The sequence below is a fragment of the Streptomyces sp. NBC_01298 genome (genome assembly GCF_035978755.1).
Lineage (GTDB): Bacteria > Actinomycetota > Actinomycetes > Streptomycetales > Streptomycetaceae > Streptomyces.
Genome location: NZ_CP108414.1, coordinates 4,304,920 through 4,328,966, shown reverse-complemented (window position 1 = coordinate 4,328,966; position 24,047 = coordinate 4,304,920). Strand labels below are relative to the sequence as shown.

The 24,047-nt window shown below is 73.3% G+C and carries 22 protein-coding genes and 1 pseudogene; 10 read left to right on the top strand and 13 right to left on the bottom strand.

Features of this window, described 5'->3' with window-relative positions; translation table 11 throughout:
• Positions 1–5 precede the first annotated feature (5 nt).
• The 4 genes from OG730_RS19520 to OG730_RS19505 all read left to right on the top strand — a co-directional run bounded on the left by OG730_RS19520 (position 6) and on the right by OG730_RS19505 (position 3,770).
• Complete coding sequence (locus OG730_RS19520) at positions 6–419, top strand: DUF3151 domain-containing protein (RefSeq protein WP_327305428.1); 414 nt, start codon at positions 6–8, stop codon at positions 417–419.
• A 195-nt stretch (positions 420–614) separates the two neighbouring features.
• The gene (locus tag OG730_RS19515) at positions 615–1,463 is read left to right on the top strand and encodes a tryptophan 2,3-dioxygenase family protein (RefSeq protein ID WP_327305427.1); all 849 of its coding nucleotides are present in this window, start codon (positions 615–617) and stop codon (positions 1,461–1,463) included.
• Positions 1,456–2,673 (top strand): kynureninase, encoded by a 1,218-nt coding sequence (gene kynU / locus OG730_RS19510; RefSeq protein WP_327305426.1) that lies wholly within the window; start codon positions 1,456–1,458, stop codon positions 2,671–2,673. Before OG730_RS19515 ends, kynU begins: the two co-directional genes overlap by 8 nt.
• Before the next feature lie 170 nt (positions 2,674–2,843).
• Complete coding sequence (locus OG730_RS19505) at positions 2,844–3,770, top strand: alpha/beta hydrolase family protein (protein WP_327305425.1); 927 nt, start codon at positions 2,844–2,846, stop codon at positions 3,768–3,770.
• A 101-nt stretch (positions 3,771–3,871) separates the two neighbouring features.
• Here OG730_RS19505 and OG730_RS19500 read toward each other — a convergent pair whose 3' ends face one another.
• Complete coding sequence (locus tag OG730_RS19500; RefSeq protein ID WP_327305424.1) at positions 3,872–5,155, bottom strand: adenylosuccinate synthase; 1,284 nt, start codon at positions 5,153–5,155, stop codon at positions 3,872–3,874.
• Between the two features lie 184 nt (positions 5,156–5,339).
• Between OG730_RS19500 and OG730_RS19495 the strand changes: the two genes are divergently transcribed.
• Positions 5,340–6,287, top strand: a complete 948-nt coding sequence (locus OG730_RS19495; protein WP_327309341.1) for a diacylglycerol kinase — start codon at positions 5,340–5,342, stop codon at positions 6,285–6,287.
• Positions 6,288–6,352: 65 nt separating this feature from the next.
• Positions 6,353–7,078, top strand: a complete 726-nt coding sequence (locus tag OG730_RS19490) for a hypothetical protein (protein ID WP_327305423.1) — start codon at positions 6,353–6,355, stop codon at positions 7,076–7,078.
• On the opposite strand, the pseudogene OG730_RS19485 reads toward OG730_RS19490, so the two are convergent.
• Both OG730_RS19485 and OG730_RS19480 read right to left on the bottom strand, forming a co-directional pair.
• Positions 7,053–7,751, bottom strand: a pseudogene (locus OG730_RS19485) (alpha/beta hydrolase). The gene OG730_RS19490 and the pseudogene OG730_RS19485 sit on opposite strands and share 26 nt — an antisense overlap.
• 97 nt (positions 7,752–7,848) lie before the next feature.
• A complete protein-coding gene (locus tag OG730_RS19480) occupies positions 7,849–8,364 on the bottom strand; it encodes a GbsR/MarR family transcriptional regulator (RefSeq protein ID WP_327309340.1) in 516 nt (171 codons plus the stop codon).
• Positions 8,365–8,457: 93 nt separating this feature from the next.
• On the opposite strand from OG730_RS19480, the gene OG730_RS19475 reads away from it, so the two are divergent.
• Positions 8,458–9,375 (top strand): ABC transporter ATP-binding protein, encoded by a 918-nt coding sequence (locus OG730_RS19475; protein WP_327305422.1) that lies wholly within the window; start codon positions 8,458–8,460, stop codon positions 9,373–9,375.
• A complete protein-coding gene (locus OG730_RS19470) occupies positions 9,372–10,982 on the top strand; it encodes an ABC transporter permease (RefSeq protein ID WP_327305421.1) in 1,611 nt (536 codons plus the stop codon). The genes OG730_RS19475 and OG730_RS19470 overlap by 4 nt, the downstream gene beginning before the upstream one ends.
• Before the next feature lie 70 nt (positions 10,983–11,052).
• Here the strand turns inward: OG730_RS19470 and OG730_RS19465 are convergent, their stop codons facing one another.
• The 8 genes from OG730_RS19465 to OG730_RS19430 all read right to left on the bottom strand — a co-directional run bounded on the left by OG730_RS19465 (position 11,053) and on the right by OG730_RS19430 (position 20,022).
• Positions 11,053–11,712 carry a response regulator gene (locus tag OG730_RS19465; protein ID WP_327305420.1) on the bottom strand — a complete coding sequence of 220 codons (660 nt, stop codon included), beginning with the start codon at positions 11,710–11,712 and terminating at the stop codon, positions 11,053–11,055.
• The gene (locus OG730_RS19460; RefSeq protein WP_327305419.1) at positions 11,709–13,034 is read right to left on the bottom strand and encodes a sensor histidine kinase; all 1,326 of its coding nucleotides are present in this window, start codon (positions 13,032–13,034) and stop codon (positions 11,709–11,711) included. Before OG730_RS19460 ends, OG730_RS19465 begins: the two co-directional genes overlap by 4 nt.
• Before the next feature lie 90 nt (positions 13,035–13,124).
• Positions 13,125–13,799: a response regulator gene (locus tag OG730_RS19455; protein ID WP_327305418.1), complete on the bottom strand. Its 675-nt coding sequence runs from the start codon at positions 13,797–13,799 to the stop codon at positions 13,125–13,127.
• Positions 13,796–15,241: a sensor histidine kinase gene (locus OG730_RS19450; protein ID WP_327305417.1), complete on the bottom strand. Its 1,446-nt coding sequence runs from the start codon at positions 15,239–15,241 to the stop codon at positions 13,796–13,798. Before OG730_RS19450 ends, OG730_RS19455 begins: the two co-directional genes overlap by 4 nt.
• Positions 15,234–16,541, bottom strand: a complete 1,308-nt coding sequence (locus tag OG730_RS19445) for an acyltransferase family protein (RefSeq protein ID WP_327305416.1) — start codon at positions 16,539–16,541, stop codon at positions 15,234–15,236. The genes OG730_RS19450 and OG730_RS19445 overlap by 8 nt, the downstream gene beginning before the upstream one ends.
• A complete protein-coding gene (locus tag OG730_RS19440) occupies positions 16,528–17,532 on the bottom strand; it encodes an alpha/beta hydrolase (protein ID WP_327305415.1) in 1,005 nt (334 codons plus the stop codon). The genes OG730_RS19445 and OG730_RS19440 overlap by 14 nt, the downstream gene beginning before the upstream one ends.
• 221 nt (positions 17,533–17,753) lie before the next feature.
• Complete coding sequence (locus tag OG730_RS19435) at positions 17,754–18,167, bottom strand: nuclear transport factor 2 family protein (protein ID WP_327305414.1); 414 nt, start codon at positions 18,165–18,167, stop codon at positions 17,754–17,756.
• A gap of 70 nt (positions 18,168–18,237) precedes the next feature.
• A complete protein-coding gene (locus OG730_RS19430) occupies positions 18,238–20,022 on the bottom strand; it encodes a serine/threonine-protein kinase (protein ID WP_327305413.1) in 1,785 nt (594 codons plus the stop codon).
• On the opposite strand from OG730_RS19430, the gene OG730_RS19425 reads away from it, so the two are divergent.
• A complete protein-coding gene (locus tag OG730_RS19425) occupies positions 19,988–20,518 on the top strand; it encodes a GNAT family N-acetyltransferase (RefSeq protein ID WP_327305412.1) in 531 nt (176 codons plus the stop codon). The genes OG730_RS19430 and OG730_RS19425 overlap by 35 nt on opposite strands.
• 8 nt (positions 20,519–20,526) lie before the next feature.
• On the opposite strand, the gene OG730_RS19420 is transcribed toward OG730_RS19425, so the two are convergent.
• Both OG730_RS19420 and OG730_RS19415 read right to left on the bottom strand, forming a co-directional pair.
• The gene (locus OG730_RS19420) at positions 20,527–20,970 is read right to left on the bottom strand and encodes a MarR family winged helix-turn-helix transcriptional regulator (protein ID WP_327309339.1); all 444 of its coding nucleotides are present in this window, start codon (positions 20,968–20,970) and stop codon (positions 20,527–20,529) included.
• 391 nt (positions 20,971–21,361) lie between these two features.
• Complete coding sequence (locus tag OG730_RS19415; RefSeq protein ID WP_327305411.1) at positions 21,362–22,144, bottom strand: type 1 glutamine amidotransferase family protein; 783 nt, start codon at positions 22,142–22,144, stop codon at positions 21,362–21,364.
• A gap of 274 nt (positions 22,145–22,418) precedes the next feature.
• Between OG730_RS19415 and OG730_RS19410 the strand changes: the two genes are divergently transcribed.
• Complete coding sequence (locus tag OG730_RS19410) at positions 22,419–23,771, top strand: aspartate aminotransferase family protein (RefSeq protein ID WP_327305410.1); 1,353 nt, start codon at positions 22,419–22,421, stop codon at positions 23,769–23,771.
• Positions 23,772–24,047 lie beyond the last annotated feature (276 nt).

Sequence of the window (24,047 nt, the reverse complement as noted above, 5' to 3'; positions counted from 1 at the left end):
TGGGCATGTCTCTTCACCAGAACCTCCTCGGGGGCCCCGCCCCCACCCACCTCCCCGACGAGCCGGGCATCGCGGCCCTCGCCGCGGGCACCCCCGCCGTCGAGGTGGCCGCCGCGCACCCGACCTCCTCCCTCGCCTGGGCCCTCCTCGCCGACGAGGCCTTCGAGGCCGGCCGCACGGTCGAGTCGTACGCCTACGCCCGTACGGGCTACCACCGCGGCCTGGACGCGCTGCGCCGCGCCGGCTGGAAGGGCCACGGCCCGGTGCCGTGGGAGCACGAGCCGAACCGCGGCTTCCTGCGCGCCCTGAACGCCCTGGCCCGCGCGGCCGGCGCGATCGAGGAGAAGGAGGAGTACGAGCGCTGCTCGACCTTCCTGCGCGACTCCTCCGAGACGGCCGCGGACGTCCTCGGCGCCTGAGGCCCGACACCTTTGACGTCCCGTACCGGGCGGGTTCCCGAAGGGGCCCGCCCGGTCGCGGGAAGTGACGTGCGCCACTGACTATTGAAGCCCTGCGGCACGACGGTCTTATGATGCGGACAGGGGACCGGAGCTCCACTCACCTCACCGGAAGGAGCGGACCGCTACCCGGAAGCACGTATCGAGGAGACAGCGATGTCGCACGCCCTTGATGCCTCCGGAGACGGCGGTTCGGACACCCCGAACCTCGACTTCGCCGGCACGACCCCCTACGAGGACTACGTCCAGGCGGACGTCCTCACCCACCTCCAGCACCTGCGCTCGGACGACCCGGGCGAGATGGTCTTCCTGGTCACCACCCAGGTCATGGAGCTGTGGTTCACGGTCATCGTCCACGAGTGGGAGACCGCCGCGCAGGCGCTCCGCGAGGACCGGCTCCCGGTCGCGATGGATGCGCTGAAACGATCCCTCCGCGAGCTGGAGGCCCTCAACGCCTCCTGGCGCCCCCTTGCCCAGCTGACCCCGGGCCAGTTCAACGCGTACCGCGCCGCCCTCGGAGAGGGCTCCGGCTTCCAGTCGGCGATGTACCGCCGGATGGAGTTCCTGCTCGGCGACAAGGCCGCTTCCATGCTGGTCCCGCACCGCGGCGCCCCGCGCGTCCACGCGGAGCTGGAGAAGGCCCTCCAGGAGCCCAGCCTCTACGACGAGGTGCTGAGCCTCCTCGCCCGCCGCGGCCTCCCGGTCCCGCAGTCGGTCCTCGACCGCGACCTCTCGCAGCGCTACGAGCCCTCGCCCGAGGTCGAAGCCGTCTGGACGGCCCTGTACGCGGCCCCGGACGCCCACCTGGACCTGCACCGCCTCGGCGAGGTCCTCACCGACGTGGCCGAGCTGGTCTGGCGCTGGCGCAACGACCACCTGGTCGCCACCCGGCGCGCGATGGGCGCGAAGACGGGCACGGGCGGCTCGGCCGGCGTGACCTGGCTGGAGAAGCGGGCCCAGAAGAACGTGTTCCCGGAGCTCTGGACGGCGCGCAGCCATGTCTGAGCCGGCCGTGGAAGTGAACCCCGACCTGGCGGCCCGCGCCGAAGCCCTGGACGCGGCCGATCCCCTCGGCAAGCTCCGCGACCGCTTCCGCCTCCCCGAGGGCGTGGTCTACCTCGACGGCAACAGCCTCGGCGCGCTCCCCGCGGGGGTGGCCGCCCGGCTCGCCGAGGTCGTCACGGAGCAGTGGGGCACCCGCCTGATCCGCTCCTGGACCGAGGGCGAGGCCAACTGGTGGAACGCCCCCGAGCGCATCGGCGACCGGATAGCCCCGCTGGTCGGCGCCGCCGCCGGCCAGGTGGTCGTCGGCGACTCCACCAGCGTCAACCTCTTCAAGGCCCTGGTCGGCGCCGCCCGGCTGGCCGCGCCCGGCCGGACCGAGCTGCTCGTGGACGCCGCCACCTTCCCCACCGACGGCTACATCGCCGAGTCGGCCGCCCGGATGACGGGCCTGCGCGTCGTCCCGGTCGACCCGGCCGACGCCGCGGGGGCGATGGGCCCGGACACCGCCGTGGTGCTCCTCAACCACGCGGACTACCGCACCGGCCGCCTGCACGACCTGCCCGCCCTCACCGCGGCCGCGCACGCCGCGGGGGCGCTCGTCGTCTGGGACCTGTGCCACACGGCCGGGGCGCTGCCCGTGGGCCTCGACGCGCACGGGGTGGACCTCGCGGTCGGCTGTACGTACAAGTACCTCAACGGCGGCCCCGGCGCCCCCGCGTACCTGTACGTCGCGGCCCGCCACCAGGGCGCCTTCGACTCCCCGCTGCCGGGCTGGAACGGCCACGCGGACCCGTTCGCGATGACCCCCTCCTACGAGGCCGCGCAGGGCGTGGCGCGGGCCCGCGTCGGGACCCCGGACATCCTGTCCATGCTCGCGCTGGAGGCCGCCCTGGACGCCTGGGACGGGGTCGCGGTCGAGGAGGTCCGCGCGAAGTCCCTCGCGCTGACCGACTTCTTCCTCGACTGCGTGGCGGCGTACGTCCCGGCGGGCAAGGTCGAGCTGGTCACCCCGACCGGGCACGACCAGCGCGCCAGCCAGGTGTCGCTGCGCACGGAGAACGCCGACGGGATCATGCGCGAGCTGATCTCCCGCGGGGTGATCGGGGACTTCCGCGCCCCCGACGTCCTGCGCTTCGGATTCACTCCGCTGTACGTCGGCTTCGCGGACGCGGAGCGTGCGGCGCGCGCACTGGGTCACATTTTCGGGTGAACCGGTAGCGAAACGTCACATCACCGCGCGGGCGGGGCTACGGCCCCGCCCGCGCCGGTATCTCCCCGGCCCGCCACGGAGGGGGCCGTTCCGGCCTGATACGGTCCCGCTCTGCCGGGACACCGGAACACCAGTCCCCCTCGTCCCACGCGTTACCGGAGGTTGAGCCGATGACGGACCCCGCAGCCGAACGGGACGCAGCCGAACGGGACGCCGCCGAGGCCGCCTCGGCCTTCTCCCACCCGCCCGTGGCCCCCGACGCCACGGCCGCCTACGGTGAACACCCCGACCAGATCGTCGACTTCCACGCCCCGCGCGGAGAGCGCGCGCAGCCGGGTGTCGCGCGCTCCGCCCCGCTGGTCGTCGTCCTGCACGGAGGGGCGTGGCGCGCCCCGTACGACCGGCTGCACATCAGCCCCTTCGCGGACTTCCTGGCCCGGCAGGGTTTCGCCGTCGCCAACGTCGAGTACCGGCGCGGCCAGTCCCGGGCATCACTGCCCCTGCCCCACCAGGACGCCCAGGGCCCGGTCGCCGGCCGCTGGCCCGAGACCTTCGACGACGTGGCCGCCGCACTGGACGCCCTCCCGGAGCTGGCCGCCGGCGCCCTGCCGGAGGCCGACCCCCGCCGCATGGTGCTCACCGGCCACTCGGCCGGAGGCCACCTCGCGCTGTGGGCCGCGGCCCGGCACGTGCTCCCGCCCGACGCCCCGGCCGGCTGGCGGCTGCCCTCGCCGCCGCTGCTGCGCGGTGTGGTGGCGCTGGCCCCGATCGCGGACTTCGCGGTGGCGGAGGAGCTCGGGGTGTGCGGGGGCGCCTCGGCGCAACTCCTGGGCGGGGCCGGAGCCTTCGCCGCGCGGCGCCCGTACGCCGATCCGGCGGCGCTGCTCCCGACCGGCATCGCGACGGCGGTGGTTCAGGGGCGGAGCGACATCGTGGTCCCGGAGGCGGTGTCGGAGGCGTACGTCGCGGCGGCGGCGCTGGCGGGGGAGATGGTGGGCCTGACCCTGCTGGACGGGGTCGGCCACTTCCCCCTCATCGACCCGGCGGCGGACGCGTGCGCGGTGGTGTCGGAGGAGATCGCGCAGCTGGGGTGGTAGCCCCGGCGGCGTCCCGGCCGGGATCCGGACGACGGAAGGGGCGGTGCGCACCGTACGGTGCGCACCGCCCCTTCCGTCGTGTCCGTCGTGCTCAGCCGTTCCTAGAGGAACGAGTTGATCTCGATCGTCTCGGTGCGGCCGGGGCCGACGCCGATCGCGGAGATCGGGGCGCCCGACATCTCCTCGAGGGCCTTGACGTACGCCTGGGCGTTCTTCGGGAGGTCCGCGAAGGTCTTGGCCTTGGTGATGTCCTCGGACCAGCCGGGGAAGTTTTCGTAGATCGGCTTCGCGTGGTGGAAGTCCGTCTGCGAGTACGGGAGCTCCTCGACGCGCTTGCCGTCGATCTCGTACGCGACGCAGACCGGGATCTCTTCCCAGCCGGTCAGCACGTCCAGCTTGGTGAGGAAGAAGTCCGTCAGGCCGTTGACGCGGGTCGCGTAGCGCGCGATCGGGGCGTCGAACCAGCCGCAGCGGCGGTCACGGCCGGTGGTCACGCCGCGCTCGCCGCCGATGCGGCGCAGGGCCTCGCCGTCCGCGTCGAACAGCTCGGTCGGGAACGGGCCGGCGCCGACGCGGGTCGTGTACGCCTTCAGGATGCCGATGACGCGGCTGATCTTCGTCGGGCCGACGCCCGCACCGGTGCAGGCGCCACCGGCGGTCGGGTTCGAGGAGGTGACGAAGGGGTACGTGCCGTGGTCGACGTCGAGCAGGGTGCCCTGGCCGCCCTCGAAGAGCACGACCTTGTCCTGGTCGAGCGCCTTGTTGATGATCAGGGTGGTGTCGGCGACGTACTGCTTGATCTGCTCCGCGTAGCCGAGCAGCTCTTCGACGATCTGCGCCGACTCGATCGCGCGGCGGTTGTACAGCTTCGTGAGGAGCTGGTTCTTGCCCTCCAGCGCCGCTTCGACCTTCTGGGTGAGGATCGACTCGTCGTAGAGGTCCTGGATCCGGATGCCGACGCGGTTGATCTTGTCCGCGTAGGTCGGTCCGATGCCGCGGCCGGTCGTACCGATCTTGCGCTTGCCGAGGAAGCGCTCGCCGACCTTGTCGAGGGTGACGTTGTACGGCGTGATCACGTGCGCGTTGCCGCTGACCAGCAGCTTCGAGGTGTCGATGCCGCGCTCGTTCAGACCGCGCAGCTCGGAGAGCAGGACGGCCGGGTCGATGACGACACCGTTGCCGATGACCGGGGTGCATCCGGGGGAGAGGATGCCGGAAGGGAGAAGGTGCAGTGCGTACTTCTGGTCGCCCACGACGACCGTGTGGCCGGCGTTGTTGCCACCCTGGTAACGCACTACATAGTCAACGGATCCACCGAGCAGGTCGGTGGCCTTTCCCTTGCCCTCGTCACCCCACTGAGCTCCGAGCAGCACAAGAGCGGGCACAGGCGTACACCTCTTCCGGATGGGGCATGTCCAAGGTCAGGGGGCGTACGACGATGTACACCGCAGGCTGAGCCGTCGGACCGGTACCCCGGAATAGACGAAGGCCCTGGCGCAATAGCGCAAGGGCCTCTTGCACAAAGATGCTACCCGAGGAAGGACCGAGGTGTCGGCTCCAGAGCCCACCATGAGCCATGCGGGCGCGCCGGTAGGCGGCCTGCTCGTGCTCGTCGACCCGGTCGCCCGCCGTCTTGACGGCGAGTCCGTGCGAATCGCGAAAGATGTGTTGTCAGCGGGAGCGGCGGCGAAAATTTGCCTCCCGGACTCACGGGAGGAGTTTGCGCGGGCTCTCGCCCGCCGGGGTCATCGGCAGCCGGTGATCGTGGGCGACGACCGCGCACTCGTACGGGCCGTCGGGCTGCTGCACCGCGAGCGGGCGCTGTCCGAGGGGGCCGTTTCGCTGATTCCGGTGGGGCCGGCGGGGTCGCTGGTCCTGGCGTTGCAGCTCGGCGTGCCGCTGTCGGCCGTGGCCGCCGCGCGGGCGGTGCTGGACGGGGCCGTCGGCATGCGGGACCTGCTGGTAGACGACAGTGACGGGGTGGTGCTGGGCGGGATCGGCATCCCGCCGCCCCCCGGACCTGGATCGGCGGCCGGATCCGGCTCCCGGTCCGGGGCCGGGGGCGTGCCGCGGCCGGCCGGGCCGTCCGTGTGGAACGCGTACCGCTCGCTGGTCCGTACGTTCGGCCGCCCGGCGGCGGGAGGTCCGTCCGGAGCCGGGGGCGGCCACCGGCTGCGGGTGGAGGCCGACGGGGTGGTCCTGGCGGACGTGGACGGGATGGTGGAGGACGTCGCCGTGTCGGCCCGGGAGGGCGACGGGCTCGCGGACGTGCTGGTCCGGATGAGGGCGGTGGCGGCTGGAGCGGGGTCGGGGTCGGGCTCGGGGTCGGGGTCGGGCGTGGGCTTCGTCCCCGGGCCCGGATCCGGACGGGTGGTGCGGGTGCGGGCTTCGGCCGTGACGGTGTCCGGGGAGGACTTCCGCTACCGGTCGGACGTCGGCATCACCGGCCCGGTCCGGCGCCGTACGTGGACCTTGCACCCGGGCGCCTGGGGGCTGACACTGCCGCTGCAGCGCTGACGCTCGCGCTGACCCGGGGGAGGATCGGTGGCGGGGATGGCGGACGTTCCGTGGTGGATCGGGGTGTGCCGGTGCTTGGTGTGGTGACCTGGGACGGCGGGGATCCGGCCGTCTCGCCGGGTCCGGCCGTTTCGCCGGGCTCGGCCGTTTCGTCGGGGCCGGCCGACGCGCCGGGCTCGGTGGCGGTGCCCGGGCCGCCGGGGGAGGCGGCCGTCCGGGACGCGCTCGCGGACTGGCGACAGGACGCCGCGCTGATCGGCTTGCTGCCGGTGTTGTGCTGGCCCGCGCTGATCGGGGCGCTGGTCACCCGCCCGGCACCGCTGAAGGTGGTGCTCCTGGTGGTGCTGTGCCTCCCGGTGCTCGTCGCGCTCCGGGAGCTGTACGCGGCCCAGCGCGTGCGGGGCCGCCTGCGGGACCCGGAGCTGCGCTGGGTCCCGTACGAGGTGGAGGTGGTGCGCGGGCGCGGGCTGCCCCCGCTGCTCGTTCTGGGCGGCTCCGGCGACCCGGGTGGCTCCGGTGGCTCCGGGGCGGGGGAGCGCGTGCTGGCCCTGGGGCCGCTGGGCCGGCGGGTGCTGCCGCCGCGCGCGTGGCGGCGCCCCGATCCGGCCCTCCCGCCGCCGGCTCCGCCGGCGGAGCCGGACGCGCCCGGCCCGCCGCCGGAGCGGTTCGTGTGGCTGGCCGGGGAACCGGGGCCCGGGGCCGTGGTGTGGGCCCCGGGGGCCCGGGAACTGGGCCGGGCGCGCAGGCCGTGGCTGCGGGGCGCGCTCAGGCGGAGGCGGCCGCCTCGATGAGGTCGCAGACCGGGCCGGGCCGCGAGGCGAGGGAGGCGTGGCTCGCGTCGAGCTCGACGGTCTTGCGGGGGTCCATGCGGGCGGCCATGCGGCGCTCGTTGTCGGGGTGGATCATGCGGTCGGCGGTGGAGTCCTGGTACCAGGACGGCTTCCCGCGCCAGGCGGGCGCCGTGACGGCGTCGCCGAAGGTGGAGGCGAGGGGGGCCTTCTGGGTCACGGCCATGACCAGGGCTTCCTCGGGGGTGAGGTCTTGGGCGAAGCTCTCGTGGAACTTGTCCCGCTTGACCCACAGATAGCCGTCGGAGTCGGGGAGGATGTTCTCGAAGGCCGCGGGCGGCTTCTCCTGGCTGATCCCGCCGGGGCTCTCGCCGGCGTCGGGAGCGAAGGCGGCGACGTAGACCAGTCCGGTGACGTTGGGCAGGTCGCCCGCCTCGGTGATGACCGCTCCGCCCTACGAGTGGCCGACGAGGAGCACCGGCCCGTCGATCTGCCGGACCATCTTGCGGGTCCGCTCGGCGTCGTCGGCGAGGGAGGTCAGCGGGTTCTCGACGGCGTGCAGGTCGGTGTACCCGCGGCGGTGGAGTTCGCCGATGACCTTGGCCCAGTGGGCGGCGCCGCCCCAGAAGCCGTGGACGAGGACGATGGCGGGGGTGCGGACGGGGCTGTCGGCCATGAGGTTCTGCTCCTGAGTCCGGTTTCCTGGGTCCCGTGGCCGGGTCGCAGGCCCCCGGGCCACGGTAGGGGGAGGGACCGGACGCCGCCCGTCCCGGCTACGGCAGGTTCAGGGTCGCGCGGTGGTCGCGCCAGCGGTCCATCAGGCTCAGGAGTTCCGCCTGCATGAACGCGAAGAACGCCGCCGTCTCGGCGATCCGGGTGCCTGCGGGGGAGTCGGGGCCGAGACTGGCCGCGCCGTCGCGGAGGGTCTTCTCCCAGAGGGTCAGGATCTGGTCCCGGCGGGTGAAGGTCTCGTACCAGAGCTCGTTGTGCAGCACGTAGCGGTCGCGTCGCGAACCCGGCTCGCGCTCCCGGCTGACCATGTTGACCTGGGACAGGTAGGAGACGGCTCCCGAGACCGCCGCGGGGCTGATCCGCAGGGCCTCGCCCAGTTCGGCCGAGGTCATCGCGCCGCCGTCGCTGGCGAGCAGCCGGGCGAAGACGCGCGCCGCCATCCGCTGCATTCCCGCCTCGGTCAGCTGCGCGGCGAACCGCTCGACGAAGCGGGAGACCGCTTCTTCATCCCGGGGGCCCTGGGATCCCTGGAGGCCCCGGGGGCCCGCATCGGCCATCACGTCTTCTTCGTTCACGTCGTGCGCCACCCTTCCGACTTTACGTGATTCCCGACCTTCACAAAATTGTGAAAGAAGCGTACGTTCGGAAGCATGACGAAGGCAATCAGCGTCGCCGGACTCCACAAGGCGTTCGGTCGCACCCACGCACTGGACGGTCTCGACCTCGCGGTGGCCACCGGCGAGGTGCACGGATTCCTCGGCCCCAACGGCGCCGGCAAGTCCACCGCGATCAGGGTCCTGCTCGGCCTGCTGCGCGCCGACTCCGGCGCCGTCGCACTGCTCGGCGGAGATCCGTGGGCCGATGCCGTCGAGCTGCACCGCCGCATCGCCTACGTACCCGGCGATGTCACCCTCTGGCGCAACCTCTCGGGCGGCGAGGTCATCGACCTCTACGGCCGCCTGCGCGGCGGCCGCGCGGGCCTCGACCGGGCGCGCCGGGCCGAGCTGATCGAGCGGTTCGAACTCGACCCGACCAAGAAGGGGCGCACGTACTCCAAGGGCAACCGGCAGAAGGTCGCCCTCGTCGCCGCCTTCGCCGCCGACGTGGAGCTGCTCATCCTCGACGAGCCCACCTCCGGCCTGGACCCGCTGATGGAGGAGGTGTTCCGGGGCTGCGTCGCCGAGGCCCGGGCCGCCGGCCGCACCATCCTCCTCAGCTCGCACATCCTCAGCGAGGTCGAGACCCTCTGCGACCGGGTCAGCATCATCCGCAAGGGCCGTACGGTCGAGACCGGCAGCCTCGCCGAACTGCGCCACCTGACCCGTACGTCGATCAGGGCCGAACTCGCCGGACCGCCCGACGGGCTCGCCCACCTGCCGGGCGTCCACGACGTGGAGGTGCGGGACGGGAAGGTCCGGCTCCAGGCCGAGACGGACAAGCTGGACGCCGTACTGCGGTCGCTGGCCGCCTCGGGGGTGCGGTCCCTGACCGCGACCCCGCCGACCCTCGAAGAGCTCTTCCTGCGGCACTACGCACGGTCCGCCGAGGAGACGGGGGAACCGCGATGAAACACCGTCAACTGGCCGGGACCGGAGCTCTGCTGCGCCTCGCCCTGCGCCGCGACCGCCTCATGATGCCGGTCTGGATCCTGGGCGTGGCCGCCCTGGTGCTCAGCCTGCCCGCCTCCCTCGAATCGGTGTACGCGACGCCGGCCGAACGGGCCCGCGTCCTCGCCACCATGAACGCGAACGGCTCCCTCCGCGCCCTCTACGGCCCCGCCTTCGGCGATTCGATCGGCGCGCTCACCGCGTGGCGCGGCGGGGTCTTCGCCGGGCTGCTCGCCGGGGTCATGAGCCTGATCGTCGTGATCCGGCACACCCGCGAGGAGGAGGAAACGGGCCGTCAGGAGCTGCTGTCGGCCGCGATGGTGGGGCGCCGGGCTCCGCTGACGGCGGCCCTGCTGGCGGCCCTCGTGGCCAACGCCCTGGTCGCCCTCCTCGTCACGTCCGGGCTCGCGGGCCGGGGTGCGGGAGGGGGCTCGGGAGGGGGCGCGGGCGGAGCGCTCGCCCTCGGGCTCGGGATCGGCGCCACCGGGATGCTGTTCGCGTCGGCGGCCGCCGTCACGGCGCAGCTCACCGAGAGCGCGCGGTCGGCCAAGGGGCTCGCCGGGGCGCTGCTCGGGGCGGCCTTCGTCCTGCGCGCGGCGGGCGACGCGGGCTCCGCGGACGGTGCGTCGGTGCTGACCTGGATCTCACCGCTGGGCTGGCTGGAGCACGTACGGGCCTTCGCGGCCGAACGCTGGTGGGTGCTGGCCCTGTTCGCGGTGGCCTTCGCGGTCCAGACGGCCGCGGCCTACGCGCTGGCCGGCCGCCGCGACCTCGGCATGAGCTTCCTGGCGGTCCGCCCGGGCCCGGCCGAGGGGCGGCTCGGCGGCGCCGGTGCGCTCGCGTGGCGGCTGCAGCGGGGCGGGCTGCTCGGCTGGAGCCTCGGATTCCTGGCGGCCGGAGCGGTGTTCGGGGGGATGGCGGACGGGGCCACGGAGCTGGTCGGCGACAACGCCAAGACCCGGGAGATCATCGAGCGGATGGGCGGCGCGGGCGGCCCGGCGGGCCTCACCGACGCCTTCCTGGCGACGATGGCCGGGATGCTGGGACTGGTGGCCGCCCTCTTCATTGTGTCGGCGGTACTGCGCCTGGGCGCCGAGGAGTCGGGGCAGCGCGCGGAACCCGTCCTGGCGCACTCCGTCGGCCGCTTGCGCTGGGCCGCCGGCCACCTGGCCGTCGCCTTCGGCGGCTCGGCGCTGATCCTGCTGCTCGGCGGGCTCGGCCTGGGCCTCGGTCATGGCGGGGCCCTCGGGCAGACCGTCGGGGGCACCCTCGCGCAGCTCCCCGCGGTGTGGGTGATCGGGGCCGTCGCGGCCCTCCTGTACGGCGTGGTCCCCGGCCACGCGTCGGCCGGCTGGGCGGTGGCCGGGGCCGCGCTGACCCTCGGCTGGATCGGCCCCGCACTGAACCTCCCCCGGACGGTCCTCGACCTGTCCCCCTTCGCCCGCCTGCCCCGGATCCCCGGCTCCGAGCCCCTGACCTGGGCTCCTCTGCTCATCCTGACCGCGCTGGCGGCGGCTCTGGTGGCCGCTGCCCTGGCCGCCCTGCGCCGCCGGGACCTGGCGGCCTGAGCCCCGAAATTCCTTGATCCGCGCCCGTCCGAAAAGTTGTCCACAGCTGTGGACAACTTTTCCGCACTCCCTAAGAGGGGGTCACCAGCCGGGTCTCGTACGCGAACACCGCCGCCTGTGTGCGGTCCCGCAGTCCCAGCTTGACCAGGATCCGGCTCACGTGCGTCTTGATGGTGGACTCGGCGATGATCAGCCGATCCGCGATCTCCGCATTGGACAACCCCTGTGCGATCAGCACCAGTACCTCGGTCTCCCGCTCCGTCAGCTCCGTGACCCCTGCCGAGCCCACCTGCGTCCGGGTCTCCGACAACTTCGAGAACTCCGTGATCAGCCGCTTGGTCACGGAAGGCGCCAACAGGGCCTCCCCGGCGGCCACCACCCTCACCCCATCGGCCAGTTGGCGGGCGGAGGCGTCCTTGAGGAGGAAGCCGGACGCGCCGGCCCGCAGTGCCTGGTACACGTACTCGTCGAGGTCGAAGGTCGTCAGGACCAGCACCTTCGCGTCCGTGTCGGCGGCCACGATCTCCCGTGTGGCCTCCAGGCCGTTCATCTCCGGCATCCGGATGTCCATCAGCACCACATCCGGCCTCAGCGCCGCCACCTGGGCGATGGCCTCCCGCCCGTTCACCGCCTCCCCGGCGACCTCGATACCGTCCATCGCGTTCAGCAGGACGGAGAAACCCTCACGGACCATCATCTGGTCGTCGACGATGAGCACACGGATCGTCATGCCGGATCCTTCGCCGGGTCCGGGCGGCTGCCGGCCACGGGTATGAAAACCGCCACCTCGAACCCCCCGGAGGCCAGCTCCCCGGCGGTCATCTCCCCTTCCAGCATGGCCACCCGCTCGCGCATCCCGGTGACCCCCTGCCCGGCCCCCGGCGAGGGCCGCACGTCCCCGGTGCCGGCCTCGTTGACGATGCGCAGGCCCAGCCCGCCCAGCACGTACGAGACCTCGACCCCGGCGCTCGCGCCCGGAGCGTGCCGCAGGGTGTTGCTCAGGGCCTCCTGGATGATCCGGTAGGCCGACAGCTCCACGCCCGGCGGCAGTTCGCGCACCGCGCCCGTCACGGTCTTGTCCACGCTCAGCCCGGCCTCCCGCACATTGGCCAACAGCCCGTCCAGCGAGGCCAGTGTCGGCTGCGGGGCGTCCGGCGCCTCGTAGTCGGCGGAGCGGACGACGCCCAGCACCCGGCGCAGCTCGGTCAGGGCCGCCACCGCGTTCTCCCGGATGGTGACGAACGCGGCCTCCAGCTCCGGCGGCGGGTTCTTCACCCGGTAGGGCGCGGCCTCCGCCTGGATGGCCACCACCGACATGTGGTGCGCGACCACGTCGTGGAGCTCCCGCGCGATCGTGGTCCGCTCCTCCAGCAAGGTACGCCGGTCCCGCTCGACGGCGGTGACCTCCTGCTGTGCGGTGACCTCCTGCTCCGCCTGCTTGCGGATGTTGCGGATGCTCACCGCCAGCAGGGCGAGCGCCGAGGCGAAGGCCATCGGGCCGACGTTGATGCTCTGGCCGTGACCGAGGACGATGGACGTCCCGATGCCGATCGACAGCGTGACCACCCACATCCAGCCGGCCGTCCGGGGACTCGACCGCATCGCCACCAGCGTCACCGTCGCGAGGTACGAGAAGAAGGTGGCGGGGATCCAGGGCCAGTTGGGATCGGAGCCGCTGATGACCGAGAAGACCATGGTGACCGCCACGGCGACCCAGAAGGCGCCCAGCGGCCGCACCAGGGTCATCGCGATGGGGGCTGCCGCGAGCAACCCCATCACCAGGGCGGCGGCCTGGGGCAGGCCGGTGGTGATCGAGGTGAAGACCACCACGAGGAACGCGATCAGGCAGACGGTCGCGTGCGGCAGGTGCGCGGCCTCCACCCGTATCCGCTTCGGGAGCCGCCGGGTCAGCGGCCCGTCCGTGCGCATCGGGGCCAGCGGCCGGTAGGCGAACGCGTCGGTGATCAGCGCCTGGCGCAAGCTCTGGACGAAGCCCGAAGCCAGTCGGATCTCGGGTGTCCGGGGGGTCGCCCCGGATGTGGTCTCGGTCATGTACCCCACGGTAGGCGGGCCCCCGCCTGGTCCGCGTCGCCGCTGAAGGGGATTTCCCGGGGTCCCCCTCAAGTACTACCCGGACTACTTTTAGTAGCCCGTCGGACGGATCAGGCCCGTCTCGTACGCGAACACCGCCGCCTGTGTGCGGTCCCGCAGGCCCAGCTTCACCAGGATCCGGCCCACGTGCGTCTTGACCGTCTGCTCGGCCAGGATCAGGTGCCCGGCGATCTCCGCGTTCGACATGCCCTGGGCGACCAGTGACAGGACCTCCGTCTCACGCTCCGTCAGCTCGTCCAGGCGCGCCTTCGAGGGTGCCCGCGGAGCCCCCAGCCGGGAGAACTCGGTGATCAGCCGCCTCGTGATGTTCGGCGCGAGGAGCGCCTCCCCGGCGGCGATCACGCGGACCGCCTCGGCCAGCTGATCGGCCGAGGCGTCCTTGAGGAGGAAGCCCGAGGCGCCGGCGCGCAGCGCCTCGTACACGTACTCGTCGAGGTCGAAGGTGGTCAGCACCAGCACCTTCACCGTGGAGCCCGGCGTGCCGGTGATCAGGGAGGTGGCCTCGATGCCGCCCATCCCGGGCATCCGGATGTCCATCAGGACCACGTCGGGGGCCAGCTCGGCGACCTTGGCCACGGCCTCGGCGCCGTCGACGGCCTGACCGACGACCTGGATGTCGGGCTGGGCGTCGAGGAGCACGGTGAAGCCCTGGCGGACCATCATCTGGTCGTCGGCGATCATCACCTTGATCGGGGCAGCGCTCATGAGTCCTTCTTCTTCGTCTCGGGGCCCGGTCCGGCCGCGCCGTCCGGGGACGCGGGATCCATCGGGAGCACGGCGCTCACCTCGTACCCCCCGTCGGGGCGGGGCCCGGCGGCCAGCTCACCCCCCAGCATGCCCGCTCGCTCCCGCATGCCCAGCAGCCCGTGCCCCGCTCCCATGGTCGGCGGTGCCGGACGGGTGGGAGCCGTGTTGGCGACGCACAGGTGCACGTCGCGGGGCCCGTAGGCGATGCCGACCTCCACCCGGGAACCCGGCGCGTGCCGCAGACAGTTGCTGAGTGCCTCCTGGACGATCCGGTACGCCGTCAGTTCCACGCCGGGCGACAGCGGCCGGCGGATGCCCGCGGTCTCCACGGTGACCTCCAGCCCGGCCCCCCGCACGTTGTCCACGAGGCCGTCCAACTCGGCGAGCGTGGGCTGCGGATGGTGCAGGCCGGCGGCCTCGTCCGGCTGCTCGGAGCGCAGCACCCCCAGCACACGGCGCAGCTCCGTCAGGGCCTCCACGGCATTCGCGCGGATCCCGGCCAGGTTCTCCTTCAGTTCCTCCGAGGGGTTCTCCACGAGGTAAGGGGCCACCTGCGCCTGGATGGAGATCACCGACATGTGGTGCGCGACGACGTCGTGCAGCTCACGGGCGATCCGGCTGCGCTCCTCCAGCAGGGTGCGCCGGGCCCGTTCCTCCTCGGTGAGGGTCTCCTGTCGGACGAGCTGCGTGCGGGCCAGCCGGGTGGCGCGCAGGGCGTAGCCGAGGAGGCCCGTGAAGGCGAACAGGAGGATGGCCCCGGGGGCGGTGGTACCGCTGTGCTCGGGCTTGAAGAAGCCCTCGGCCAGGCCGGTGTAGGCGACGACGAGGGTCACCGCCCCGACGGTCACCCGGGGCGGCACCCGCAGGGCCACCAGCAGCAGTACCGGGGCGAAGGCGAATATCCCCGCGGGCATCCAGGGCCAGCTCTGGCCCTGGCCCACGTGGCCGTGGATCTGCGCGGCGATCAGTCCCGCCGCGGTCAGGCCGAGCCAGTACCCGGCCATCGGCCACCGCATCGCGATCACGACGGACCCGCCGACCAGGATCGCCAGCAACTGCCGGACGGAGCCGTGGACCCCGTAGTGGTTGCCGAGCTGCTCCGTGGTCACGGCGAAGAAGGCCACCGCCAGATAGAGGACCACGAGGTGAGGGAGCCAGGCCAGCCACCGGGGCTTCGACATCCTCGGCAGGGGATCGGCCTTCAGGTCCAGGAGCCCCAGGGTTACGCTCCGCACCACGGCCGAAGCCCTGGAGGGGGAGCCCCCCGGTTCCCCGCCGGCCATGGGCGCGGTCGCAGGAGCGGCCGCCCGCTGTGCCGGGGCCGGGGCCGGGGCCTGGGCCTGGGCCTGGGCCGGGGGTGAGGGCTCGCTCTGATCGTCCACGTCGTCCAGCCTAGGCACGGAGGGTCTCCTTGGCGGGAGCCGCCGGGCCGGTGACTGTGCTGTCCCCGGCCGGAGTTGGGGCGGATTGGGCAGTGAGGGAAGCGTTCCCGTGGGTCGGGGCCGACGAGGCGACGATCCGTGAGGGGCCGGTCGGCGTCCCGGTGGACCCGCGCCGGGCGCGGCCCCGGGAGCGGCGGCCGTCCTGCTCGTAGGTGTGGAAGGCGGCCCAGCAGACCGCCAGCGCGGCCGCGAACACGGGTAGCCAGAGCAGCCGGACGGCTATCCACTGTGCGGAGGTGGGCACGGTGTGCAGGCCGGGCAGGTCGGTGGAGACCAGCAGTCCCAGGGCAGTGACGGCCATCATCGCGGTCTGGTGCCACAGGAATATGGTCATGGCGGACAGATTCACCAGCGCCACCGTGGCCCAGGCCCGCGGCCGCCTCATCACCCGGGCCAGCGGCTCCCGCAGCAGCAGCGCCAGCCCGCACTGGGCCAGGCCGAAAGCGACGGCGGCGAGCGTCGGCGGGTTCAGGTTCGACATCGCGGCACCGGGGACCCCGACCATCGAAGCGGGGTACCCGCCCCAGAGGATCAGTGCCGCCGTGGCGGCGATCCCGCCACCCAGCAGCAGGGCGGCCGGGGTGCGCCGGGCGAAGGCACCCCGGGACCATGCGGCGCCCAGGGTGTAGGGCACCAGCCAGCCGGCGGCCACATTGACCCAGCCGATCCATGCGGGCCCGCCGAAGCCGAAGCGCCAGCCGTCGACCGCGGCCACCACGGCGAGCGGCCACAGCGGGCTCAGCCTGGCGACGAGCGGGGTCGCGGCGGTGAGCGCGGCGAAGACGAGGAGGAACCACAGGGGGGACAGGACCAGCTTGAGCAGGGTCCCCACGGTGTCCGCGGCGACCCCGCCGAGCAGCATGCCGCCGGACGCGAGGCTCCAGAGGACCAGCACGGCGGCGACCGGCCGGAACAGCCTGCCGAGACGCTGCTTGACCCACTGCCCGTACGGCACCCCGCGGCCGCGCGCCGACTCGTACCCCTGGGCGGCGACGTGGCCGCCGACCAGGAAGAAGACGGCCAGCGTCTGGAACACCCAGGAGACCGGCGCCAGCGCACTCATGTGGGCCAGCGGGCTGGTGGTGTCGAGGCCGCCGTCGGTACTGGTGAGGGCGGTGACCAGCCAGTGGCCGAGCACCACGCCGAGGATGGCGAAGGCCCGGAGCGCGTCCACGGACCGGTCCCGGTGGGCGGGGGTTCCGGCGTCGATGCGGCCCGCGAGAGCGGACCAGCGGACGAGCGGTTCACGCACGCGCATGGGAGACCTCCGGGGAGTCGACGGAGTCGGCGGAATTGCCGAGCACGATCCCGGCCAGGCTGTTCAGGGACGCGGTGCCCGGCTTGAGGTAGTCGCTGTGACCGCCGGAGCCGGCCGCGAAGGGCAGGGCTCCGAAGGCCGGGTCCACGGGATCGGCGCCGAAGCCCACCCCGAGGACGCGGACGTGCGGGACGCCGGAGATCCAGTCGGCGCCGCCCCGCCCGGCCCAGACCCGGGCCCGGGTCGGCAACCGCGCGGCGGAATCGGCGCCCGTGCCCGGACTGCCGAACAGCGCCATGTCGGTGACTTCCGACCCGCTCTCGGTACGGGCGCAGACGACGGACCCGTAGGAATGGCAGAGCAGCGAGAGGTGGGCCTCCGGCGCGGCCAGCCGGGCCAGCCTGGGCAGGAAGGATCCAAGTCCGGCGGCGGCATCGTCGGCTCGGCCGGTGGTCAGGACGGCCGGGCTGACCGTGCCGGGGGTGTCGTACCCGAGCCAGGCGACCACGGCGGAGCGGGAGTGCTTGGCCTGGAGGCGTTGCTGAAGGGAGACGGCTCCGGCACGGAACCTCTGGTAGGTGTCCAGCGTCGTGTCCGACCCGGGGACCAGGACCGCGACCCGGTCGGCGGTCTCCAGATCGCCGAACACCTCTATCGCCCGGCCCTTGCCGCGCCCGTCGAAGACGAGGAACCGGGCGTCGCCGCCCGCCTCCATCGCTCTGAGCCTCGCCGCGCGGCCGCCGCGGCCGGCGCCCTCTGCCGTACGGGCCGCCTCGTGGAGATTGGCGAGGTTGGCGGCATACCGGTCGGGGAGGGCGGAGCCCTCGCCGAGGACCGCCGGGGCCGGCGCGGGCACGTTCGGGGAAGCCGCGGCGGAGACGGGGAACACCACGGCCGCGGCGACGAGTCCGGCCAGCAGCGTGCGGCGCAGGCGGCCGCCGGTACGGCCGCCGGTGAGGCCGTCGGGACGTGCGGTGGGTCGGCGGCTCATGGGGTCCGTTCCTTCGCTCGTGCCAGAGGGGCGGTGGTGCGTTGTTCTCTGGTCACGAAGTTAGGAATCAGGAGCCCTCGTCGGCGTCCCACTGGAGAGCCCACTTCCCGAGTAGCTCTCAGGTATGACAGGGGCTACTCAGGGGTCGCCCAAGGCCAGTTGACGAGTTGGCCCACACCCGGGTTGGCCCACACCCGGGTCAGTGGAGCCGCGGGCCCCGCTCAGTCGGCCGCCAGGGATTCGGCGAGCGGCTCCGGGAGCGGCTCGACGAAACCGGCACGCCAGCGCGGGGCCGGGTCCTGGCCGGGGCTGGTCCAGTACTCCCGCGCGCCGGCGATCCGCCCGTCCCGTACGGTCCACAGGGAGACGGCACGATAGACGACGTGGTCCTGAGGTATTTCCACCTCGGTCACGACGAGATCCCCGTCCGCGAGGATCCGGAGCACCTCGACGGATCTCTCGTCCGCGTAGTCGTCATCGCTGATGACGGCGATGAAGTTGTCGCGACCGACGATGCGTTCGCTGCTCACGGGCCACTCGATCACCGCGTCCGCGGCGATCAGCAGGGCCACTCCGTCCCAGTCGCGTGCCTCGATCCGCTCCCACAGTTGTGCCACTACCTTCAACGGCTCCATGTGCCGCAGTGTGCGGGGGGAGCGTGGAATGCAACAAGCTTTGCTTGCAGGCTTATTGACTTCGAAATAATCAGCGTCGCCGGTACGTGAGCGGAGCGGCCGTGCTGCCGTCCAGCTCCCGCACCAGGTTCCCGTCGGGAAGCAGCCGCAGCGTGCTCCGGCCGCCCGGCGAACACGAGGGCGGCGTACCGGAGATCACCGTGGAGGGGTCGAGCTCCACGCTGCCGGTGGCGGCGGAGCGCAGCGGTGCGGTCCAGGCGCAGCTGAGTCCGGGGGACTGGAGGGTCAGGGACATCACGCGGGCGCCGGTCGTGCCGGGGCTGAGGGTGAGCTGCCAGCTCTGCTCGCCGTTTACGGCCCGCCAGCTGCCGGCGTAGGCCTCGGGGAGTGTGGCCGGAGTGACGGAAGGGGTCGGAGTGGTGCCGGTGCCGGTGCCGGTGCCGGTGTTCGGACCGGTCGTGTCCCCGGTGCCCTGCGGGCCGGAAGAGCCGGAGGAGCCGGACGGGGTGGCCGTGGAGACGCCGCCGGGTGAACCGACACCGGGGCTGCTCATGACGGTGTACACCGTGCCGCCCGCAGCCACGGCGACGACCGCGGCGATGGCGACGAGCAGGGCCGTGGAGGCGGCCGCGGGGCGGGAACGGGCGCCGGCGGTGGGGCCCGGGTCGGGGTACGGGCGGTAGCCGTAGTCATGGGCGTGGCCGGAGTCCGCCCCGGGCGCGGGAGCGAGCGTCGGCGCGGGGGCGGGCATGGTCATCGGAGCGGGGGCGAGCGCGGCCGGGCCCGGCCGCGCCGGCTCCGGTTCCGCTCCGGTGCGCTGGGCGGGCACGGTCACCGGCTCGGCGCGGTACGGGCCTGCGTCCACGCGGTCCAGCAGGGCTATGGCGTGCTGTCCGAGCCGCGCGACGAGCGGCGCGGGCAGCCAGGACTCCGAAGGGTCCTGCCGGCCGTCCGGGGCGAGCCGTTCGAGGAGCTCGGCGGGGTGGGGCCGGGCGGCCGGATCCTTGTGCAGGCAATCGCGTACGAGGTCACGCAGTTCGGCCGGTACGCCGGCCAGGTCGGGTTCCGCTTCGGTGACCCGCATCAGGAGCGCGGCGATGCCTCCGGGCTGGTCCGGGTCCCCGAAGGGCAGCCGGCCGGTGGCGGCGTAGGCGAGCACGGTGCCGAGGCCGAACACGTCGCAGGCCGCGGTGACGGGAGTGCCGTTGATCTGCTCGGGGGCGAGGAAGCCGGGGGAACCGAGGAGTTCGCCGGTCTGTGTGAGGGAGGGATCGGCGGTGGCCCCCAGGGCCCGGGCGATGCCGAAGTCGATGACGCGGGGGCCGTCGGCGGTGAGCAGGATGTTCCCGGGTTTCAGGTCCCGGTGGACGAGGCCGGCGCGGTGGATGTCCTGGAGGGCGTACGAGAGCCCCTCGCCCAGGACTCGTACGGAGCCGGTCGGCAGCGGGCCGAAGTCGCGGGCCACGGCTTGACGCAGGCTCGGCCCGGCGATGTAGGCGGTGGCCAGCCAGGGGATCTCCGCGTCGGGGTCGGCGTCGAGGACGGCGACGGTCCAGTCCCCGCCGACGAGGCGGGCGGCGTCGGCCTCGCGGCGGAAGCGGGTGCGGAAGTCGGGGTGGGCGGCGAGGTGGGGGTGGATCAGCTTCACGGCGGCGGTGCGGGTGCGGTTGCCCGTACGGGTGGGGGCTGCGGTCCCGGTTCCCGTCCCGGTGCCGGTGCCGGTGCCGGTGCCGGTGCCCTGGCCGTGGTCCTCGGCGCGGCCGAGGTAGACCTGGCCCATTCCGCCGGTTCCGAGGCGGGCGAGCAGGCGGTACGGACCGATGTGCTCCGCGTCGCGCGAGTGCAGTTGTTCCATGACAGGTGGTCCTCCCCCTGGGACTCGCCGGAGCCCGACAATAGTGCGACCGGGCACGATGCCGGGGGCCGGGCCGGGCCGGGCCCGATACGGAGACCGCACCAGACGTACGCGTGGGAGGTGGGCCCGAGGGGCTGACTGGGCCGGGTGGATGGTCGTCCTCGATCCGGCCGCGCCTGAAGTGGTCGCGGGAACCGTCACCTTGTGGTCCCACGAGAGCGACGACGGGCCCACGTCGGAGATCGGATGGATGGTCCTGCCGGAACACCAGGGACGGGGACTGGCCAAACTGGCCGTCCGTACCCTGCTCGAACAGGCCCGGGACGAGGGCCGTTGGGGACTCGTGCACGCGTTTCCCGCGACGGGAAACGGCGCTTCCAACGGCATCTGCCGTTCCCTCGGCTTCCGGTTCGTCGCCGGACGCGAGGTGACGTTCGCGGACCGGGTGCTGTCGACCAACCACTGGGCCATCGACCCGAGTACCGCCCTCATATAAGGGGACGGCTAGGCGGCCGGGGGGTCGGGCGGCAGGGCCGGCAGGGTGTCCAGGGCGGCCGACAGGCGTTCCAGGACGCGGACCGTTTCCGCGAAGCCGTCCTCGCCGAGGGCCTCCACGAGCCGGGTGGCCAGAGTCGCGTGGCCCGGGCCGATCCTGGCGACCGCGGCGCGGCCGGCGTCCGTGGGACGCAGCAGCTTCGCCCGGCGGTGCGCCGGGTTCGGCACGTACTCGGCGAGGCCCTTGGCGGCCAGCAGATCGGCGATGCGCTGCACGCTCTGCCGGGTGATGCCCATGGCCCGGGCGATGCCGGCGACGGGCAGCGGCTCGCGCAGTACGGCGCCGAGCACCTGCCACCAGGCCGCGGTGAGTCCCGCCGGGCGGGCCAGCTCCTCCGAGACGGAGAGAAACTGGCCGTTGAGCCGGAACACCCCGAGGGCGGTGCGGCTCAGGAGGTCCTGCCGGGCGCGCTGGGAGTTGTCCCGCGGCCCTCTGCCCCGCGCCGCCGGAGCCGCGCCGACGGCCTCCGGCCCGGGCGGAACCGGGCCCGGGTCAGGTCCCCGGTCAGGTCCCGGGTCCGCGGATCCGCCCGCGTCGCCCGCGGTGTGCGCGGGGATGGTGGAGGCCGTCGTACGGGACCTCCCGGCGTGGGATGCCGCAACACCGGCCGGGGCCGGGCCGGGTCGGCCCGGCTCGCCCGAGGCGGCTCGGGTGCCGGCGTGCGCGGCCGGGGCCGAGGGGGCCTGTGGGGGCGCGGCGGCGTCGGTCCCGGGGGCGCCGTCCGCGCGGGGCGGCGGCGGGCCCGTCGGGGAGGCCTGCCCGCCGGTCGGGGCCGGGGGGTCGTTACGCATCGCTCGTCTCCGCTTCCGCCGACTCCGCTTCCGCCGCTTCGGCTTCCGCCGCCATCAGGACCGGGTAGGCGCTCGCGTCGGAGTCGTGGAACAGGCGGTACCAGGCGTCGAGCACGTGCGGCTCGTACACCCCGAGGCGGGCGAAGACCTCGCGGGCGAACGCCACCGGTTCCGTGGGGCCCGCCGTGATCAGGTCGCCGTCGGTGACGGCGTCGGCCTCGACGTAGCGCTCGGCGCCGCCGTAGCCCGGCTGGCCGCCGAGGTAGAAGGGGGCCGCGCTGGTGTGCGTACGTCCGTCCAGGACTCCGGCGCGGGCCAGGCCGGCCGTGGCTCCGCAGATCGCGGCGACCGGGACGCCCGCCGCGAGGAACTCCTCGGCCTTCGCCGCGAAGGGAGCCAGCTCGTCGCCCGCGTCCCACAGCCCGGCGCCGGTCAGGATGAGGAGCGCGGACTCCTCGGGGCGCAGGTCCGACAGGGCCAGGTCGGGCTGGATGCGGAGGCCGCCCATCGTGGTGACGGGCCGTCCGGCGGCGACGCCGACCGTGCGGACCTCGTAGCCGTGCTGGGCCAGGTGCGCGGTGGTGTGGCCCGTTTCCCAGTCGGCGTACGTGTCGTACACCGCCACGTGGACCGTGGGGGGAGCGGGGGAGGGCGAAGAGGGCGTTGCGGGCGTGGTGGGGGACTCGGTCCCGATTCCCGCCTGCGTCCCCGTGCCCGTGCCCGTGCCCGTCCCCGCGCCCGTCTCCGCCTGCGTCTTCGTCTGGGTCTCGCTCATCGTGCTCGCCTCCAGTGTCGCCGTCGTCACCGCTGCTGCCGTCGTGCGTCTGCCTGCCGGTCCGGTCCGGTCCGGTCCGGGTCGGGTCGGGTCGGGTCGTACGGGCCACGGGTCCCGTTCCGTCCCTCCCGGCCACCTTCACTCTATGACAGCATGCTGACATCACGACAGCATACTGTCAATCCCTCCCCAGACAGATTGCCGAGACCCGCCCCCCACCCGCATACAGACCGCCGATATCCCTCCCCACCTGCGCACTTCTACGGTGGCGGGCATGACCCCTCACGTCACCCCGGGCGCCACCGTCAAGGCCGCCGACCGCGCTCACGTCTTCCACTCCTGGTCCGCCCAGGCCCTGATCGACCCGCTCGCCGTGGCCAAAGCCGAGGGGTCGCACTTCTGGGACTACGACGGCAAGCGCTACCTCGACTTCGCCTCCCAGCTGGTCAACACCAACATCGGTCACCAGCACCCCAAGGTCGTCGCCGCCATCCAGGAGCAGGCGGCCACGCTCTGCACCCTGGCCCCCGGTTTCGCCGTCGACGTCCGCTCCGAGGCCGCACGCCTCATCGCGCAGCGGACCCCCGGCGACCTCGACAAGATCTTCTTCACCAACGGCGGCGCCGAGGCCGTGGAGAACGCCGTCCGCATGGCCCGGCTGCACACCGGCCGGCAGAAGGTGATGTCCACCTACCGCTCGTACCACGGCGCCACCTCCGCCGCGATCAACCTGACCGGCGACCCGCGCCGCTGGCCCTCCGACACGGCCGCCGCGGGCGTCGTGCACTTCTGGGGGCCGTTCCTCTACCGCTCGCCCTTCCACGCGACCACCGAGGCCGAGGAGTGCGCGCGCGCCCTCACCCACCTCGCGGACACCATCGCCTTCGAGGGCCCGGCGACGATCGCCGCGATCATCCTGGAGTCGGTCCCCGGCACGGCCGGGATCATGACCCCGCCCCCCGGCTACCTGGCGGGCGTGCGCGAGCTCTGCGACCGCTACGGCATCGTCTTCATCCTGGACGAGGTCATGTCGGGCTTCGGCCGGACCGGCAAGTGGTTCGCCGCCGAGCACTTCGACGTCACCCCCGACCTGATCACCTTCGCCAAGGGCGTCAACAGCGGCTACGTCCCGCTCGGCGGTGTCGCGATCTCCGGCGCGATCGCCGAGACCTTCGCCACGCGCCCCTACCCGGGCGGGCTGACCTACTCCGGGCACCCCCTCGCCTGCGCCGCCGCCGTCGCGACGATGAACGCGATGGAGGAGGAGGGCATCGTCGAGCACTCCGCCCACCTCGGCGAGAACGTGATCGGCCCGGCCCTCGCCGAGCTCGCGGAGCGGCACCCCTCGGTCGGGGAGGTGCGGGGTCTGGGCACCTTCTGGGCCCTGGAACTCGTACGGAACAAGGAGACGCGCGAGCCGCTCGTCCCCTACAACGCCGCGGGCGCCGACAACGCGCCGATGGCCGAGTTCGCCGCGGCCTGCAAGGCGTCCGGGCTGTGGCCGTTCGTCAACATGAACCGCACCCACGTGGTCCCTCCGTGCAACATCACGGAAGCGGACGCGAAGGAGGGCCTCGCCCTGCTGGACGACGCGCTGACCGTCGCGGACCGGCACGTTTCGGCCTGACGGAGGCGTACGGAGCTCGTACGGAGCGCGCGCGGAGCTCCGTACGGAGTCGTACGGAGCCCTACGGAGCGCGTACAGGCGGCGTACGGAGCCCCGGCGGAAGCCCGGTCGACACCCGACCGGGCTTCGGCGTGCGCCACCCAGCCGGGCCGCACGGGGGCCCTGAACAGGCTTTGAGCAGCAAGGACACCCCTGCGCGGGTGCCCGCGAGCAACCCCGCGCAGGGGAAAACGATCAAGATGAGAGGCGGCGTCCGTCCGGATAACGGGCGCTAAA